Genomic DNA, 17,993 nt, shown 5'->3' on the forward strand with positions numbered 1-17,993 from the left:
CCGCGGCGGGGACCCGGCCCGCGGTGGCCGGGCTCGCCACCTCTCCGGTGTACAGCGCGGCGTTCCTGGCCGTGCTCGGCGGGATCGGCGCGGCGCGCCGGGTGGAGCGCCGCCCCCCGCCCCCGCCCCGTGTCCGTGGCAACTGGCATGCCCTGGGGGCGCGGGAGACCCTGAGCGTGCTGTGCGCGTTCCGGGAGAACGGGACGGAGCTGCCCGACGGCTCGGCCACCGCACGCGGTACGGGTTCCGGGGAGCCGGGCGCGCCGGGGGCCTCCGGGGTCCTGTGGTCCGCCGGGGTGCGCCCGGTGAGCAAGGCCGCCGGGACGGTCGTACGCGCCGGGGCGCCCGGTGCCATGGGAGCCGCCGCCCGCTTCGCGGCGCTGCACCGGAACACCGCCTCGCTGGTGAACGCGGTGCGCGAGGAACTGCACGACCCGCTCACCCCGGTGCTGGCGCTGGGCGCCGCGGCCTCGGCGGCGGTGGGATCCGGGGTGGACTCCTTCCTCGTCGTCAGCGTGATGGCGGGCAATGCGGTGATCAGCGGCGCACAGCGGCTGCGGGCCGAGCGCTCGCTGCGCGGCCTGCTGCTGAGCGAGCGGATGAACGGCCGGCTGGTCGACTGGGCGCCCGCGATGTCCCTGGCGGACGGCGTGGCGGCGGACCGCGAGGTGTTCTTCGCGGGGCTGACCACCGCCCCGGTGCGCACGGTGGCCGCCGAGGAGCTGCGGGTCGGGGACATCATCGCGCTGCGGCCCTCGGACGTCGTACCGGCCGACGCCCGGCTGCTGGTCAGCGACCGGCTGGAGCTGGACGAGGCCGGGCTGACGGGCGAGTCCGGCCCGGTCGCCAAGGACCCGGCCGCCACTCCGGGCGCCGACCTCGCGGACCGGTCCTGCATGGTCTACGAGGGCTGCACGGTGCTCGCCGGCACCGGATACGCCGTGGTCGTGGCCGCCGGTGCGCAGACCGAGGCCGGGCGCGCCGCCGAACTGGCCGGACGCGCCACCGCGCCCATCGGGATCGAGGGCCGGCTGGCCGCGCTCACCAAGGTCGCGCTGCCCGCCACCGGCCTCGGCGGCGCCGCCGTCACCCTGCTGGGGCTGATGCGCGGGGTGCCGGTGCGCGAGGCGCTGTCCACCGGCGTGGCCATCGCGGTGGCCGCCGTGCCCGAGGGGCTGCCGCTGGTGGCCACGGTGGCGCAGTCCGCCGCGGCGCGCCGCCTTTCGCACCGCGGGGTGCTGACCCGCTCGCCGCGGGTGCTGGAGGCCCTGGGCCGGGTCGACGTCGTCTGCTTCGACAAGACCGGCACCCTGACCGAGGGCCGGCTGGCCGTGGCCCGGGTCGCCGGATACGACCACGAGCTGCCGACCAGCAGTGCGCTGGGCATGCGGCTGCTGCGTACGGCGGCCCGGGCCTGCCCCGAGGAGGGCGGGCGGGCGCTGGCCCACGCCACCGACCAGGCCGTCATCGACGCGGCGGCCGCGCACTGCGACGGGGACGGCGCCTGGTCTCCGGTGTCCGAGCTGCCCTTCGAGGCCAGCCGGGGATTCTCGGCGTCGCTGGGCACGGAGTCCGGGCGCCCGCATCTGGCGGTCAAGGGGGCCCCGGAGATCGTGCTCGCCCGGTGTGCGTACGCCCTGACTCCGGGGGCGGCGGATGACACCGTGCCGCTGACCGCCGAGCGGCGGCACGCCACCGAGCGTCTGCTGTACTCGCTGGCCTCCGACGGGCTGCGGGTGCTCGCGGTGGCCGAGACCCGGCCCGCCACGTCCGACACGCCGTCGGCGGAGGTGGCCGGGATCGCCACGGAGCTCACCCTGCTGGGCTTCATCGCGATCGCCGACACCACGCGGCCGGGTGCCGCGGAGACGGTCAAGCGGCTGACGGACGCCGGGGTACGCGTGGCCATGGTCACCGGCGACCATCCGACCACGGCGGTCGCCATCGCCCGGGAGCTGGGCATCCCGGACGCCGAGCCGGTGCTCACCGGGGCGGAGCTGGACACTCTGCCCGAGGGCGAGCGGGTCGAGCGGATCGCCCGTACCACCGTCTTCGCCCGGGTCTCCCCCGAGCACAAGGTCCGTATCGTCCAGGGGCTGCGGCAGGCCGGGCAGGTGGTGGCCATGACCGGGGACGGGGTGAACGACGCGGCCGCCATCCGCCTCGCGGACATCGGCATCGGACTGTCCGCCCATGGCTCGGCCTCGGCCCGCGCCGCCGCCGACATGGTGCTCACCGACCCGGACCCGACCCGGATCCTCGACGCGCTTCAGGAGGGCAGGGCGCTGTGGCGCAGTGTGCGCGACGCGGTGGCGATCCTGGTCGGCGGGAACGCGGGTGAGGTCGCCTTCACCGTGCTGGGCGCGGCGGTGGCCGGGCGGGCGCCGTTGGGCACCCGTCAGTTGCTCCTGGTGAATCTGCTCACCGACATGCTGCCCGCCCTGGCGGTGGCCCTCGCCCGGTCCCGGGAGCAGAAGTCCGGCGAGGACCCGCTGGTCGGCGGCCCGGCGTCCGCGCTGTTCGGCTCCGATCTGGGCCGTATCCTCGCGGTGCGCGGCAGTGCCACCGCGCTGGGCGCCGCCGCGGCCTGGCAGTGCGGGCGGATGACGGGGCGGGCCCGGCGGGCGAGCACCATGGGGCTGGCGGCGCTGGTCGGCACCCAGCTCGGCCAGACGTTCATGACCGACTGGCACAGCCCCCTGGTGCTGGTCACCAGCGTCGCCTCGGCGGCCACGCTGTTCGCCATCGTGGAGACCCCGGTGGTCAGCCACTTCTTCGGCTGTACGCCCCTGGGCCCGATGGCCTGGTCGGTCGTCGGCACCTGCTCGGCCACCGCCACCTTGGCGGCGGCGGTCGCGCCGCGACTGCTCTTCCCCCGGCGGGCGCCGCTCGCGGTCTGAACGCACCACCCGGGAAACGGAACATCTCAGGCGTTTCTTAACCTGAGCTTTCCGTCCATTCACCGGACGCTTACCCGGTGTGCGCCACCCGCTTTCCGACGCGGGTCAGGCTACGGAGCGGAAGCGGATGCCTCGCTTCCGCTCGTGTTCCATCCAGTGAGGTACTCATGGCCGACATTCTGACGACCGTCCTGGTCAAGCTGGCCCAGATTGCGCTGGAGGCGTTTGTCGCCCAGCTCCTGAAGACGCTGCTGACTTCGACCTTCCGGCCGGCCGCCGCTCCGGCCGCCGCCTGATAGGGCCGGCAGCCGCCGGCCATCCGGGGTGACGTCCCCAGGGACGGCGCCCCGCCACCATCATCGAGGCCCGGAAGCGCCGCGACGCTCCCGGGCCTTCCGCAGGGCCCTCCTCAGGACGGCGGCGCCGCGCGGCCCCGCTCGGTGCGACGCGCTCAGTGGCCGTACGACGGCGCCCGGTGCACCGGACCGTGGGCGGTCGGGCAGTGCTCCCCGTCCTCCCGTCCCCGCGCGGCGGGGTCGTCCAGATGGTCGACCTGAAGCGTGGTGTGGGTGATCCCGTACTCGGCGCGCAGCACCGCCTCCAGGTCCTCCCGGACCGCATGGCACTCGCCGCCCGCCGCGACCAGGACATGGGCGGACAGCGAGACCTCGCCCGAGGTGATCTGCCAGACATGCAGATCGTGCACCTCGGCCACCTGTCCATGGGCGACGAGTCGGCCGCCCACCTCATCGGGCTCGACACCGGCCGGGGCGGCCTCCAGCAGCACCCGGCCGGAGGCCCGCAGCAGCTCCACACCCGCCTTGATCATGAGAACGACCACCAGCAGGCCGGCGATCGCGTCGGCGCGGGCGAAGCCCGTGGTCACCACCACCAGTCCGGCGATGGCGGTGGCGATGAAGGCGTAGAGATCGTTGAGCACATGCTGGAAGGCGCCCTCGACGTTGAGCGAGGAGCGGTTCGCCTTCGACATGCACCAGGCGGCCGCGAGATTCACCGCCACCCCGGCCAGCGCGGTGACCAGCACCAGACCGCCGGTCACCTCGGGCGGATCGATCAGCCGCCCCACACTCTCATAGCCGAGATAGGCGCCGAGCAGCAGCAGGGAAAGGCCATTGGCCTGGGCGGAAAGGATTTCCGACCGCTTGAGCCCATAGGTGTATCCGCCACGCGCGGGGCGCGCCGAGAGCCGGATCGCGATGAGTGCGAGCACGATCGAGGCGGCGTCGGTGAGCATATGGGCCGCGTCGGACAGCAGCGCCACGGAACGGGCGATGATCCCGACGACGACCTCGACCGCCATGAAGCCGCTGATCAGCGCGAGGGCGAGGGACAGCCACCGGCGGTCGGCGTTCTCGGCCACACCGTGGGCGTGGCCGCCGTGCCCAGCTCCGCCGTGCCCCTCGTCGGGTCCGTGCGCATGAGCTCCCACCGGCTCCTCCTCGGATCGTCTTCCGGACAGCGCAATTGAAACAGCCCCGAGGGGAATTCACCAAAGGCGGCAATGGACACGGTTATCAATAAACTTCCGCACCGGCGGCGGAGGGGCTTTATGAATGCGGCAATGCTTTTCATTTCGGAGCGCGAAAGGGTGCGCGACCCGGCCGCCCGGGGCCGTCACCAGGGAGTCGCTGACATGTGCGAGACCACGCCGATGCGGGTGAGACCGGCGCGCGGAAGGTGACCCGGCGGGGCGGGACGCGTTGTCCGACTATGACGACGACGATGCGACGCCGTTCTCTCTCGCAGCCGAGCAGAGCGCTGGACCGGAGCACCGAAGGCGACGGAACGGTTCATCAGACCGTTCACACCTCCACGTCCGTGCCGATCTACGCGGATCTGGTCGAGCGCTGGGCGTCTGCGGGGCGCGCGGTGCCCGGGCGCTACGACCGCGAGTGGACCGAACTGGTCAACTGTCCCCCCTGGCCGGACCGGATCCGGGCGGCGGCCCGCCCGGCGGCGCGACCGTCCGCCGACTGAGCCACCGCGCCACCGCCCGTTGCGCGGACGCGGCTACGCGTGCCCGCGGACGTGGACGTACCTACGCGTGCCCGCGGACGTGGACGCGTCTACTCGTCCCCGCCCTCCAGGCCGCCCTCCGTCTCCAGATACAGCTCCTTCACCCGCTCCAGCACCTCCGGGTCGGGCTCGTCCCACAGCCCGCGGCTCTCGGCCTCCAGCAGCCGCTCGGCCATGCCGTGCAGCGCCCAGGGGTTGGCCTGCTCCAGGAAGGCGCGGTTCTCCGGGTCGAGCAGATAGGTCTGGGCGAGCTTGTCGTACATCCAGTCGGCGACCACGCCCGTGGTCGCGTCGTAGCCGAAGAGGTAGTCGACCGTCGCGGCGAGTTCGAAGGCGCCCTTGTAGCCGTGGCGGCGCATCGCCTCGATCCAGCGCGGGTTGATCACCCGGGCGCGGAAGACCCGTGAGGTCTCCTCGTGGAGGGTGCGGGTGCGGACCGTCTCGGGGCGGGTGGAGTCGCCGATGTACGCGGCGGGGGCGGTGCCCTTCAGCGCGCGCACGGTGGCCACCATGCCGCCGTGGTACTGGAAGTAGTCGTCGGAGTCGGCGATGTCGTGTTCGCGGGTGTCGGTGTTCTTGGCCGCGACCGCGATCCGGCGGTAGGCGCTCTCCATCTCGGCCCTCGCCGGCCGCCCTTCGAGACCGCGGCCGTAGGCGTAGCCGCCCCAGACCGTGTACACCTCGGCGAGGTCGGCGTCGGTGCGCCAGTCGCGGCTGTCGATGAGCTGGAGCAGCCCGGCGCCGTAGGTACCGGGGCGGGAGCCGAAGATCCGGGTGGTGGCGCGGCGCTCGTCACCGTGGGCGGCGAGGTCGGCGCGGGTGTGCGCCCGTACGTAGTTGTCCTCGTCGCTCTCCTCCAGGGCGGCGGCGAGCCGTACGGCGTCGTCCAGCAGCCCGACGACATGGGGGAAGGCGTCCCGGAAGAAACCGCTGATGCGCAGGGTGACATCGACGCGCGGGCGGCCCAGTTGGTCGAGCGGCACGGCTTCCAGGCCCGTCACCCGGCGCGAGGCGTCGTCCCACACCGGGCGGATACCCAGCAGCGCCAGCGCCTCGGCCACATCGTCGCCGGAGGTGCGCATCGCGCTCGTGCCCCACAGCGAGAGGCCGACGGACTTCGGCCACTGGCCGTCGTTGTCGGCGCGGTAGCGCTCCAGCAGCGAATCGGCGAGGGCCTGGCCGGTCTCCCAGGCCAGCCTGCTGGGCACGGCCTTGGGGTCGACGGAGTAGAAGTTGCGGCCGGTCGGCAGGACGTTGACCAGGCCGCGCAGCGGCGAACCGGACGGCCCCGCGGGGACGAACCCGCCGGCGAGGGCGTGCACGGCGTGGTCGATCTCGTCCGTCGTGGCGGCCAGCCGGGGGACGACCTCGCGGGCGGCGAAGCCGAGAATCGCGGAGACGGCGGGGCGCTGCTCCTCGGGCAGGGTGAGGACGGCCTTCGGGGCGGCCTCCGGGGCCCATTCGGCGTCCTCCATCGCCTGGACCAGCCCGCGGGCCCGCTCCTCGGCCTCGTCGGCGCCGGTGCGGGTGGCGGCCGACTCGTCGAGGCCGAGCGCCTCGCGCAGCCCGGGGAGTGCGGACGTACCGCCCCAGATCTGGCGGGCGCGGAGGATGGCCAGCACCAGGTTGACGCGCGCGGGCCCGGCCGGGGCGGTGCCCAGGACATGCAGTCCGTCGCGGATCTGGGCGTCCTTGACCTCGCACAGCCAGCCGTCGACATGCAGCAGGAAGTCGTCGAAGCCGTCGTCGTCCGGCCGGTCCTCCAGGCCCAGGTCGTGGTCGAGCCGGGCGGCCTGGATGAGGGTCCAGATCTGGGCGCGGATGGCGGGGAGCTTGGCCGGGTCCATCGCGGAGATGGCGGCGTACTCGTCGAGCAACTGCTCCAGCCGCGCGATGTCGCCGTAGGAGTCGGCGCGGGCCATCGGCGGGACGAGGTGGTCGACGAGGGTGGCGTGGACGCGGCGCTTGGCCTGGGTGCCCTCGCCCGGGTCGTTGACCAGGAAGGGGTAGATGAGCGGCAGATCGCCGAGCGCGGCGTCGGGGCCGCAGGCGGCGGAGAGCCCGGCGTTCTTGCCCGGCAGCCACTCCAGGTTGCCGTGTTTGCCCAGGTGGACCATGGCGTCGGCGCCGAATCCGCCGTCGGCGCGGGGGGTGGCCATCCAGCGGTAGGCGGCCAGGTAGTGGTGCGAGGGCGGCAGATCGGGGTCGTGGTAGATGGCGATGGGGTTCTCGCCGAAGCCGCGCGGGGGCTGGATGACCACCAGGAGGTTGCCGCGGCGCAGCGCGGCCAGCACGATCTCGCCCTCCGGGTCGCGGCTGGTGTCGACGAACATCTGGCCGGGCGGCGGGCCCCAGTGCTCCTCGACCGCGTCCCGCAGCGCCTGCGGGAGCGTGGCGTACCAGCGGCGGTAGTCGGCGGCCGGGACGCGGACGGGGTTGCGGGCGAGCTGCTCCTCGGTGAGCCACTCCTGGTCATGGCCGCCCGCCTCGATGAGGGCCCGGATCAGGTCGTCGCCGTCGCCGGAGGCCAGGCCCGGGAGCGCGTTTGGCCCGTCCTCGGGGCCGAGGTCATAGCCATCGGCCCGCAGCCGGCGCAGCAGGGCGACGGCGCTCGCGGGGGTGTCGAGGCCGACGGCGTTGCCGATCCGGGAGTGCTTGGTGGGATAGGCGGAGAGGACGAGCGCCAGGCGCTTGTCGGCGGCGGGGATATGGCGGAGCCGGGCGTGTCGTACCGCGATTCCGGCGACACGCGCGGCGCGCTCGGCATCGGCGGCATAGACCGGCAGGCCGTCCTCGTCGACCTCCTTGAACGAGAACGGCACGGTGATGAGCCGCCCGTCGAACTCCGGGACGGCGACCTGGGTCGCGGCGTCCAGCGGGGAGAGCCCCTCGTCGTTCTCCTCCCACGCGGCGCGCGACGAGGTCAGACACAGCGCCTGGAGCACGGGCACGTCGAGCGCGGCGAGCGCGCCCGCGTCCCACGCCTCGTCGTCGCCGCCCGCGGACGCCTCGGCGGGGCGGGTGCCGCCGGCCGCGAGAACGGTGGTGACGATGGCGTCGGCCGCGCCGAGGGCCTCGATCAACTCGGGTTCGGGGGCCCGCAGCGAGGCGACGAACAGCGGCAGCGGCCGGCCACCGGCGTCCTCCACGGCCCGGCACAGGGCCTCCACGAAGGCGGTGTTGCCGCTCATGTGGTGGGCGCGGTAGTAGAGCACCGCGATGGTCGGGCCGGTGACGGCGCCGGAGTCGGCCGCGCGGCCGGTGCGCTCCAGCGGCCCCCAGGTGGGCGCGGGCGCGGGCGGTTCGAAGCCATGGCCGGTGAGCAGCACGGTGTCGGAGAGGAACCGGGCGAGCTGGTCGAGGTTGGCGGGCCCGCCGTGGGCGAGGTAGGCGTGGGCCTCGGCGGCGATGCCGACCGGGACCGTGGACGCCTCCATGAGCTGGGCGTCGGGCGCCTGTTCACCGGTGAGGACGACCACGGGTAGGTCGCCCGCGAGCAGCGTGTCGAGCCCCTCCTGCCAGGCGCGGATGCCGCCGAGGAGCCGTACGACGACGAGTTCGACGCCGTCGAGGAGGCCGGGGAGGTCGTCGAGAGCGAGGCGGGCCGGGTTGGCGAGGCGGTACGGCACCGGGCCCGTGGCGGCACGGGCGCTGAGCAGGTCGGTGTCGGACGTCGACAGCAGCAGAATCATGCGGCGGCATGCCTTCCTCGGGGTCCGCGCCCCGGGCGGGTTAAGACGGCGGCAGTTCCTGGCTCGCGCGACCGCTGCCGTTCGGCAGCTTCCGCGCTCACAGTGGCGGGACCGCGCCGGATTTCCACCGACTTCCTACCGTGAGTGCCGTCTTGTGCGTTCGGCGGGCCGGGACCGACCCACCGCTGAGCATAGTAAGCGTTGCTGACCTGCCACGGGATGGTGAGTTCCGGTCTGGCCGGGGCGGTGGGCCGGACCGGATCGTCGGTATGCTCGCCGCCATGCCCCTCCCCCCGACAACCACCCCATCCGGGGATGAAACCCCCGTGCGCGGGCGCGATGACGCCTGTCCGGGCGCGCTGCGGCTGCACCCGGCGGACGACGGTTCGCTCGCCCGGATCCGGGTGCCGGGCGGGCTGCTGACGGCCCGTCAGGCGGTGGCGCTGGGGCGGCTGGCTGGGGAGCTGGGCGACGGGCGGCTGGACATCACCTCACGGGGCAACCTCCAGGTGCGCGGCCTGGATACGGGGTGCGGCGCGGAACTCGCGACCCGGCTGCGGGCGGCCGGACTGCTGCCCTCGGACCGCCATGACCGGGTACGCAACATCGTGGCGTCGCCGCTGTCCGGCCTGGACGGCGGGGGGCATGCGGATGTGGTGGCGTGGGTGCGGAAGCTGGACGCCCTGCTGTGCGACGACACACCAGCGGGAGGCGGGGAATTGTCGGGCTTGTCGGGCTTGTCGGGCAGGTTCCTGTTCGCGCTGGACGATGGGCGGGGCGATGTGGCCGCCTTGGGCGCGGATGTGACATTGATCGCAACGCCGGACGGTGGAGCGGTGCTACGGGTCGGCGGTCCGCCGCCGGGTCCGGATGCGCCGTCGCCGTCGACGGGGGCGGCACGCCCGGACGCGGCGGGGCGGCGGGGGTCTCGTACGGCCGGGTCGGCGGTGGGTGGCGGTCTCCGAGTGCGGGGCGAGGACGCGCCGCGTGCGGCGGCGCTGGCCGCGGTGGAGTTCCTGGCCAAGGCGGGTGAGAGCGGCACCCGGGTGTGGCGGGTACGCGAACTCCCCGCGCGACACGCCGTGACGACCGAGGGATTGGCCGCGCGACTCACCGACGCGGGCGTGGAGGCCGTACCCGTGGAGCATGAACCAGCGCCCCGCGCCCGCGCCACACCACCCGACCCCGGACCGATCCCCGGCCCGGACGGACGTCACGCGCTGTCCGTCGCCCTCCCCCTGGGCCGGGTGAGCGCCGCGCAGTGGCGGCTGCTCGCCGCGCTCGCCTCCCGGAGCGGGGCCGCTGAGCTGCGTATGACACCCTGGCGCGGCGTGGTGCTCCCCGGGTTCGCCCCGCACGACACGCGCGGTGCCCTGGCCGAACTGTCCGACGCGGGGCTGGTGACCACGCCGGACTCACCGTGGCTCGGGGTCGGCGCGTGCACGGGACGGCCCGGCTGCGCCAAGTCCCTGGCGGATGTGCGGGCCGACACGGCACGCATGGTCGCTGACCCGGCGCTACGGACCTCGGGCACGGGGCGAGGGGCTGCGGACCCGGCGCCCGGAGCCTCGGGCCCCGCCTGGTCCGATCCGCTGCCGGTGTACGTCTCCGGCTGTGAACGGCGCTGCGGTCACCCCGGGGGCCGCTGGGTGGACGCCCTGGCCACCGGCGACACGGACTACCGCGTCACCGTACGGGGCGCGAGGGAAGACACGCCGGAGGCGGACAGCGCGGACAGTGTGCACAGCGTGGATGTGACAGCGGAGCAGTTGGCCGGCGCCGTGGCGGCGGCCCGTGGAACGACATGATCGAGGACACCGTGTTCGACTACGAGAAGGACGGGGCGGCCATCTACCGCGCGTCCTTTGCCACCATCCGTGCCGAGGCCGACCTCGGCGGGCTCCCCGCCGACGTCAGCCAGGTGGCGGTGCGGATGATCCACGCCTGCGGCATGGTCGACCTGGTCGAGGACCTCGCGTACAGCCCCGAGGTGGTCTCCCGCGCCCGCGCCGCGCTGCGGTCCGGCGCGCCGGTGCTCTGTGACGCGCGCATGGTCGCCAGCGGGGTCACCCGCAAGCGGCTGCCCGCCGACAACGAGGTCATCTGCACCCTCGCGGACCCCGCCGTACCGGAGTTGGCGCGACGCATGGGCACCACGCGCAGCGCCGCCGCGCTGGAGCTGTGGCGGGACCGGCTCGACGGGGCGGTGGTGGCGGTCGGCAACGCTCCCACGGCGCTGTTCCGGCTGCTGGAGATGATCGAAGAAGGAGGGGCGGGCGCGCCGCGCCCGGCCGCCGTGATCGGTGTGCCGGTGGGCTTCATCGGCGCCGCCGAGTCCAAGGAGGCGCTGGCCGGGCATCCGGCGGCGCTGGACCATCTGGTGGTGCACGGCCGGCGGGGCGGCAGCGCCATCGCCGCGGCGGCGATCAACGCGATAGCGAGCGAGGAAGAGTGAGCGAGCAGCAGACGGGCCGGCTCTACGGTGTGGGGCTCGGCCCCGGCGACCCCTCCCTGATGACCGTACGCGCCGTGGAGGTCATCGCCGAGGCCGATGTCATCGCGTACCACAGCGCCCGGCACGGGCGCAGCATCGCCCGCTCCATAGCCGAGCGGCATCTGCGGCCGGACCATATCGAGGAGCGGCTGGTCTACCCGGTCACCACCGAGACCACCGACCATCCGGGCGGCTATCGCGGCGCGATGGACGAGTTCTACGCGGAGGCGGCCACCAGGCTTGCCGCACATCTGGACGCGGGGCGCACGGTCGCGGTGCTCGCGGAGGGCGATCCGCTCTTCTACGGCTCGTACATGCATATGCACAAGCGGCTCGCCGACCGCTACCCCACCGAGGTCATCCCCGGTGTCACCTCGGTCAGCGCGGCGGCCGCCCGGCTCGGCGCGCCGCTGGTGGAGGGCGAGGAGGTGCTGACGGTCCTCCCCGGCACGCTGCCCGAGGAGGAGTTGACGGCCCGGCTGGCGACGACGGACGCGGCGGCCGTGCTGAAACTCGGCCGGACCTTCCCGACGGTGCGGCGCGCGCTGGAGCGGTCGGGGCGGCTCGCGGACGCGCGCTATGTGGAGCGCGCCACGATGGACGCGGAGCGCACCGCCCCGCTGGCCGACGTCGACCCGGAGTCGGTGCCGTACTTCTCGATGGCGGTGCTGCCCAGCCGGGTGGACGCGCCACGCGATGCGTCCGGCCCGGGCGAGGTCGTGGTCGTCGGCCTGGGCCCGGCCGGTCCGCTGTGGCTCACCCCCGAGGCGCGGGCCGAACTGGCCGCCGCGCAGGACCTGGTCGGCTACAGCACCTATCTGGACCGGGTGCCCGTACGGCCGGGCCAGCGGCGCCACGCCTCCGACAACAAGGTGGAGTCCGTACGCGCCGAATTCGCCCTCGACCTCGCCCGGCGCGGTCGGCGTGTCGCTGTGGTCTCCTCCGGCGACCCCGGCGTGTTCGCCATGGCCACCGCCGTCCTGGAGGCCGCCTCCGAGGACCCCTACCGCGAGGTCCCGGTGCGGATCGTCCCCGGTATGACGGCGGCCCACGCCGCCGCCGCCCGGGCCGGTGCCCCACTCGGCCACGACTACGCGGTGATCTCCCTCTCCGACCGGCTCAAGCCCTGGGAGGTCATCGCCGAGCGGCTGCGCGCCGCCGCCGCGGCCGACCTGGTGCTCGCCCTCTACAACCCCGGCTCCCGCAGCCGCGTCTGGCAGGTGGGCAAGGCCCGCGAACTCCTGCTGGAGCACCGCGCCCCCGACACGCCCGTGGTGCTGGGCCGCGACATCGGCGGCCCCGGGGAGCGGGTGCGGATCGTCCGCCTGGCCGACCTCGACCCGGCCGATGTCGACATGCGCACGATCCTCCTGGTGGGCTCCTCCCAGACCCGCACGGTCCGCCGAGGCGACGGCAGCGACGTCGTCTGGACGCCACGCCGGTACCCGGAGGCATAGTCCCCGGGCTCAGGGCTCAGGGCTCAGGGCTCAGAGCTCAGGGCCTCCGGGCTCGGGCCAGGGTCGTACGGAGCCAGGCGGCGGCTTCGGCGGGGGTCTCGGCCACCGGGACGCCCTGGGGGGCGGGTGGGCGTTGGATGACGACGACCGGGATGCCCGCGGCGCGGGCGGCGGCGAGTTTGGGGGCGGTGGCGTGGGCGCCGCTGTCCTTGGTGACCAGCACCTCGACGCGGTGGCGGCGCAGCAGCTCCGCCTCGCCGTCGAGGGTGAACGGGCCGCGGTCGAGGATCACCTCCATCCGGGGCGGGACCGGCGGCTCGGGGGCATCGACCGAGCGGACCAGGAACCATGGCTCGGTGAGATGGGCGAAGGTGGCCAGGCCCATCCGTCCCGTGGTGAGGAAGATCCGCTCCCCCAGGGCCGGGGCCAGCCGCGCCGCGTCGGCCAGTGAGCCCGCCGGATGCCAGCGGTCACCCGGACCGGGCACCCAGCCGGGGCGGCGCAGGGCGAGCAGGGGAACATGGACGTCGGCGGCCGCCCGGGCCGCGTGGGAACTGATCGTGTCGGCGAAAGGATGGGTGGCGTCGATGAGCGCGTCCACCTGGTGCTCGCGGAGCCAGCGGGCCAGCCCCTCGGCGCCCCCGAACCCGCCGATCCGCACCTGCCCCACCGGCAGCCGCGGCGCTGCGACCCGGCCCGCGAGGGAGCTGGTGACGCGCAGGGCGGGGTCGTCGGCGAGTTCCCCGGCGAGGTGGCGCGCCTCGGTGGTGCCGCCGAGGATGAGCACATGGCGCCGCGCCGGTGCGGTGTTCATCGGGTGCCTTTCGTCGTCCGTGCGCCCGTCATCGTATGCGCGGCGGCCCGCCCATGGCTGAGACGGAGGCGGAGACGGAGGCTGAGGCGGAGACCGAGGCCAAGGCGACCGGGGGGCGGAGCGCGCAGCTCGAGCGGACGGGGCTGCGGCACGGCTGGACCACCGGGGCGTGTGCCACGGCCGCGACGACGGCCGCGTACACCGCGCTGCTGACCGGGGAGTTCCCCGACCCGGTGACCATCGAACTGCCCAAGGGGCAGCGGCCCGCGTTCGCGCTCGCGGCCGAGGAACTGGCGGCGGGCCATGCCATGGCCGCGGTCGTCAAGGACGCGGGCGACGACCCGGATGTGACCCACGGCGCGCTGGTCAGGGCCACGGTACGGGCCCTGCCGCCCGGCGGCGGAGTGGTCTTCCGGGCCGGTCCTGGCGTCGGCACGGTGACCCGGCCCGGGCTGCCGCTCCCGGTCGGCGAACCGGCCATCAACCCCGTACCGCGCCAGATGATGCGCGACCATATCGCCACCGTCGCGGCCCGGCACGGCGGAACCGGTGACGTCGAGATCGAGATCTCCGTGGACCACGGCGAGGAGATCGCCCGCTCCACCTGGAATCCGCGGCTGGGCATCCTCGGCGGGCTGTCCATCCTCGGCACGACGGGCATCGTGGTGCCCTACTCCTGCTCGGCGTGGATCGACAGCATCCGGCGCGGGGTGGACGTCGCACGCGCGGCGGGGCGCCGCCATGTGGCGGGCTGTACGGGCTCGACGTCCGAGAAGGTGGCGGTGGCCGTGCACGGGCTGCCACCGGACGCGCTGCTGGACATGGGCGACTTCGCGGGGGCGGTGCTGAAGTATCTGCGCCGCCACCCGGTGGACCGGCTCACCGTCGCCGGAGGCTTCGCCAAGCTCTCCAAGCTGGCCGCCGGACATCTGGATCTGCACTCCGCACGCTCCCAGGTGGACAAGGGCTTCCTCGCGGACCTGGCCCGCCGTGCCGGGGCGGACGAGAAGCTGGCGGAGGCGGTGGCGACGGCCAACACCGGCCTGGAGACGGTGCAGTTGTGCTCCGCCCGCGGCGTACCCCTCGGCGACCTGGTCGCCGCGGCGGCCCGTGACACGGCGCTCGGGGTGCTGCGCGGGGCACCGGTGGCGGTGGACGTGATCTGCATCGACCGCGCAGGCACGATCGTGGGGCGCGCCGAGCCTTGCGGCCCCCGGGCGCGCTGACCCCTTCGCCGCGCCGGGAGCGCTGCGGCAGGCTGCCCGGGCCCATACGTCACGATCGGGCCGATGCCCCGGCCCCCTCAGGCTACGGGACCGGGGTCAGCCAGGCTGCGGGACCGGGTTCAGCGTCCAGGAGGTACTGGGCGCCGCCAAGCCCGGCCCCTCAGGCTGCGGGACCGGGTGGGTGGCAGGGGTCGTGGGGGCGTTGGCGGTTCGGGGAGTAGAGGTGGCTGTCGCGGAACTGGTCGGCGCTCAGGGTGCGGCCCACGATGATGACCGCCGTCCGTACCACGCCCGCCGCCTTCACCTGGGTCGCGATGTCGTCCAGTGTGCCGCGGAGCACCAGTTCGTCGGGGCGGCTGGCCATGGCGACCACGGCCGCCGGGCAGTCGGCGCCGTAGTGCGGGAGGAGTTCGCCGACCACACGGTCCACGTAGCGGGCGGCGAGATGCAGCACGAGGAGCGCGCCGCTGCGGCCCAGGGTGGCGAGGTCCTCGCCGTCCGGCATGGGGGTGGCCTGCTGGGCGATGCGGGTGAGGATGACGGTCTGGCCGACGGTCGGGACCGTCAGCTCGCGCTTCAGCGCGGCGGCCGCGGCGGCGAACGCGGGGACGCCCGGGACCACGTCGTAGGGAACGCCGGCGGCGTCCAGGCGGCGCATCTGCTCGGCGACGGCGCTGAAGACCGACGGGTCGCCGGAGTGGAGGCGGGCCACGTCATGGCCCGCCTCGTGGGCGGCGACGAACTCGGCGGTGATCTGGTCGAGGTCGAGCCGGGCGGTGTCGACCAGGCGGGCGTCCGGCGGGCATTCGGCGAGCAGTTCACGCGGCACCAGGCTGCCCGCGTACAGACACACCTGGCAGCGGGCCAGGGTACGGGCGCCGCGCACCGTGATCAGATCGGCGGCACCGGGGCCCGCGCCGATGAAGTACACCGTCATCGTGTCTCTCCTTGAGCGGCTTCGGCTTCGGCTTCGGCTTCGACGGATTCCGCGGGATCGGCGGCGTACCCGCCGGGGCCTCGGGAGTCGAGCCCTTTGGCGGCGGACCACTGGGTGACCGGCATCGCCTGCCGCCAGCCGGTGAAGGCCCCGACCGGGGTGGCGTGGGAGACGGCGAGCCGGACGAGGTCGCCGCCGTGGCGGCGGTACCGGTCGGCGAGCAGCGCCTCGGACTCCAGGGTCACGGTGTTGGCGACGATCCGGCCGCCCGGCCGCAGGGCCGCCCAGCACGCCTCCAGCACCCCGGGGGCGGTCAGGCCGCCGCCGATGAACACCGCGTCGGGGGTGGGCAGTTTGGCCAGGGCGTCCGGGGCGGCGCCGGTGACGACGGTCAGCCCGGGCACACCGAGCGCATCGGCGTTGCGGCCGATGCGCTCGGCGCGCACCGGGTCGCGTTCGACCGAGACCGCCCGGCAGGTGCGGTGGGCGCGCATCCACTCCACGGCGATGGAGCCCGAGCCGCCGCCGACGTCCCACAGCAGCTCCCCGGGGGCGGGGGCGAGCGCGGCGAGGGTGGCGGCCCGCACATGGCGCTTGGTGAGCTGTCCGTCGTGGTCGTACGCCGTGTCGGGCAGCCCCGGCGCGAGCGACAGCGGCCGGGCGCCGTCCGCCGGGGCGCAGTCGACGGCGATGACGTTCAGGGGGTCGCCGGGCGGATGGGGCCACGTTTCGGCCGTGCCTTCCACACAGCGCTCCCGCGCGCTCCCCAGTTGCTCCAGCACCCGCAGCCGGCTCGGGCCGAAGCCGCGGTCCCCGAGCAACCCGGCCACCTCGGCGGGGGTTTCGGCGCCCGCGCTGAGCACGAGCAGCCGCCGTCCGGCGGACAGCTCACGGTTCAGCGTGGCCAGGGGACGGCCGACGAGGCTGATCACCTCGGTCTCCTCCAGCGCCCAGCCGAGCCGCGCACAGGCCAGGGAGACGGACGAGGGATGGGGCAGCACCCGCAGCCGCTCGGCGCCCAGCAGCTCGGCCAGGGTGCGGCCGATGCCGAAGAACATGGGGTCGCCACTGGCCAGCACACAGACCCGCCGCCCGGTGTGCGCCGCGAACAGCCCGGGGACGGCGGGGCGCAGCGGGGACGGCCAGGGCACCCGCTCACCGTGGCACTCCGGCGGCAGCAGGCCCAGATGGCGCCGTCCGCCGATGACCACCTCGGCCGCGCGCAACGCCTCACGGGCCGTGGGACCGAGCCCGTCCCAGCCGTCGGCGCCGATGCCGATGACGGTCACGGGGGGAGGCGGCGGGCTCACGATGGTCACCTCGCGGGTCGGGGAACGGTCCACGAAACTCTACTGACCTGCTACGACGCCCCGGCGCCCGGCTCCCGCTCCAGGCCCCGCCCGGGCTCCCGCGCCGGTCCCCGCTGCTCCGTCCGCTCGCGCTCCAGCTCCGCCAGCGCCAGCAGTTGCTCAACGGTCATGTCCTCGGGAATCGGCACCGGCGCCGGGGTGCGCAGCGGCGGCTGCCAGCCCTCCTCCGGGGCCCATCGCCGTATGATCCGGGCCGGCGCCCCGGCCACCACGGCATGGTCGGGCACCTCGCCCCGTACGACCGCGCCCGCCGCGACCACCACATTGCGGCCCAGCCGCGCCCCGGGCAGGATCACCGCGCCCGCGCCCAGCCAACTGCCGGGGCCGATGTGGACGGGCGCGGAGCGCGGCCACTGGCGGCCGATGGGCTGCTCCGGATCGTCGTAGGAGTGGTTGTCGCTGGTCACGTAGACGTACGGGCCGCAGAAGACATCGTCGCCGAATTCCACGGACACCGACGCGATCACATGGCTGCCCCGGCCCAGCACCACGCCGTTGCCGATGCGCAGCACCGGATCGGGGCCGAGGTCCACACCGGGCATCATGCCGGCGGTGAGGGTCACCTGCTCACCGATGACGCAGTGCTCGCCGAGCTGGATCCATGGTTCGCCGAAGAGGGTGCCCTGGGGGAACGCCAGCCGGGTGCCGACGCCGATGCGGCCGAACCGGTACGGGCCGGGGCGCTCGGCCGTCACCGCACCGGCCCGCTGCACGGCGCGCCATCCGCGGTGGACCAGACGGGAGGTGACGCGTCCGCACCAGCCCCGCCAGGATGAGAACAGGTTCTCGTTCTTCGGCATTCGCCCACCGTATCGGCCCGTCGGAAGGCCGTCTGCGTCACCCCGGCGTCCTCTGAGCACTCCCCCTACGCGCTTCCGCTGAGCGCTCCCGCTAAGCCCTCCCGCGCCCCGGCGCCTCGCGCAGTACGCAGTCGCCGCACAACCCGCCGCCGGGCACGCGGTAGTAGAGACAGCAGGTGCGGCGCCGGTAGCCGAGCGGCGCGGTGCTCAGGGTGCCCGCGTCGCGCAGCGGCGGGTGGTCGAGCTGGGCGCGCGCCAGCTCGACG

14 protein-coding genes and 1 riboswitch are annotated in these 17,993 nt (G+C 74.5%); of the genes, 7 read left to right on the forward strand and 7 right to left on the reverse strand.

What is annotated here, in order from left to right; genetic code table 11:
* Together KN815_RS33795 and KN815_RS51695 are read left to right on the forward strand one after the other, a co-directional pair.
* The coding region (locus KN815_RS33795) for a cation-translocating P-type ATPase (protein WP_216345660.1) at positions 1–2,900 on the forward strand (2,900 nt) is incomplete at its 5' end.
* 167 nt (positions 2,901–3,067) lie between these two features.
* Entirely contained in the window at positions 3,068–3,196 is a 129-nt protein-coding gene (locus KN815_RS51695; protein ID WP_301184676.1) for a hypothetical protein, read from the forward strand.
* A 155-nt stretch (positions 3,197–3,351) separates the two neighbouring features.
* Here the strand turns inward: KN815_RS51695 and KN815_RS33800 are convergent, their stop codons facing one another.
* Positions 3,352–4,350, reverse strand: a complete 999-nt coding sequence (locus tag KN815_RS33800) for a cation diffusion facilitator family transporter (protein WP_216345661.1) — start codon at positions 4,348–4,350, stop codon at positions 3,352–3,354.
* 293 nt (positions 4,351–4,643) lie between these two features.
* On the opposite strand from KN815_RS33800, the gene KN815_RS33805 reads away from it, so the two are divergent.
* Positions 4,644–4,898, forward strand: coding sequence for a hypothetical protein (locus KN815_RS33805; protein WP_078639076.1), 255 nt, complete (start codon positions 4,644–4,646; stop codon positions 4,896–4,898).
* Positions 4,899–4,987: 89 nt separating this feature from the next.
* On the opposite strand, the gene cobN is transcribed toward KN815_RS33805, so the two are convergent.
* Entirely contained in the window at positions 4,988–8,629 is a 3,642-nt protein-coding gene (gene cobN, locus KN815_RS33810) for a cobaltochelatase subunit CobN (protein WP_216345662.1), read from the reverse strand.
* Positions 8,630–8,662: 33 nt separating this feature from the next.
* Positions 8,663–8,827: riboswitch (cobalamin riboswitch) on the reverse strand.
* 71 nt (positions 8,828–8,898) lie between these two features.
* Between cobN and KN815_RS33815 the strand changes: the two genes are divergently transcribed.
* The 3 genes from KN815_RS33815 to KN815_RS33825 are packed head-to-tail and all read left to right on the forward strand — an operon-like array spanning position 8,899 to position 12,580.
* A complete protein-coding gene (locus KN815_RS33815; protein ID WP_216345663.1) occupies positions 8,899–10,437 on the forward strand; it encodes a ferredoxin-like domain-containing protein in 1,539 nt (512 codons plus the stop codon).
* 11 nt (positions 10,438–10,448) lie between these two features.
* Complete coding sequence (locus tag KN815_RS33820) at positions 10,449–11,084, forward strand: precorrin-8X methylmutase (protein ID WP_216345669.1); 636 nt, start codon at positions 10,449–10,451, stop codon at positions 11,082–11,084.
* Complete coding sequence (locus KN815_RS33825) at positions 11,081–12,580, forward strand: precorrin-2 C(20)-methyltransferase (RefSeq protein WP_216345664.1); 1,500 nt, start codon at positions 11,081–11,083, stop codon at positions 12,578–12,580. Before KN815_RS33820 ends, KN815_RS33825 begins: the two co-directional genes overlap by 4 nt.
* Before the next feature lie 37 nt (positions 12,581–12,617).
* Here the strand turns inward: KN815_RS33825 and KN815_RS33830 are convergent, their stop codons facing one another.
* Positions 12,618–13,394 carry a cobalt-precorrin-6A reductase gene (locus tag KN815_RS33830; RefSeq protein ID WP_216345665.1) on the reverse strand — a complete coding sequence of 259 codons (777 nt, stop codon included), beginning with the start codon at positions 13,392–13,394 and terminating at the stop codon, positions 12,618–12,620.
* Between the two features lie 53 nt (positions 13,395–13,447).
* Between KN815_RS33830 and KN815_RS33835 the strand changes: the two genes are divergently transcribed.
* Positions 13,448–14,620: a cobalt-precorrin-5B (C(1))-methyltransferase gene (locus KN815_RS33835; RefSeq protein WP_216345666.1), complete on the forward strand. Its 1,173-nt coding sequence runs from the start codon at positions 13,448–13,450 to the stop codon at positions 14,618–14,620.
* Positions 14,621–14,780: 160 nt separating this feature from the next.
* Here KN815_RS33835 and cobM read toward each other — a convergent pair whose 3' ends face one another.
* The 4 genes from cobM to KN815_RS33855 all read right to left on the reverse strand — a co-directional run.
* A complete protein-coding gene (gene cobM, locus KN815_RS33840; protein ID WP_216345667.1) occupies positions 14,781–15,557 on the reverse strand; it encodes a precorrin-4 C(11)-methyltransferase in 777 nt (258 codons plus the stop codon).
* Positions 15,554–16,867, reverse strand: coding sequence for a precorrin-6y C5,15-methyltransferase (decarboxylating) subunit CbiE (gene cbiE / locus KN815_RS33845; protein ID WP_372458552.1), 1,314 nt, complete (start codon positions 16,865–16,867; stop codon positions 15,554–15,556). Before cbiE ends, cobM begins: the two co-directional genes overlap by 4 nt.
* A 50-nt stretch (positions 16,868–16,917) precedes the next feature.
* Positions 16,918–17,727: an acyltransferase gene (locus KN815_RS33850; protein WP_216345668.1), complete on the reverse strand. Its 810-nt coding sequence runs from the start codon at positions 17,725–17,727 to the stop codon at positions 16,918–16,920.
* Between the two features lie 91 nt (positions 17,728–17,818).
* Positions 17,819–17,993, reverse strand: a 175-nt coding sequence (locus tag KN815_RS33855; protein WP_216345671.1) for a (2Fe-2S)-binding protein, incomplete at its 5' end; no start/stop codon positions are given.

It is taken from the genome of Streptomyces niphimycinicus (assembly GCF_018883605.1).
Lineage (GTDB): Bacteria > Actinomycetota > Actinomycetes > Streptomycetales > Streptomycetaceae > Streptomyces > Streptomyces niphimycinicus.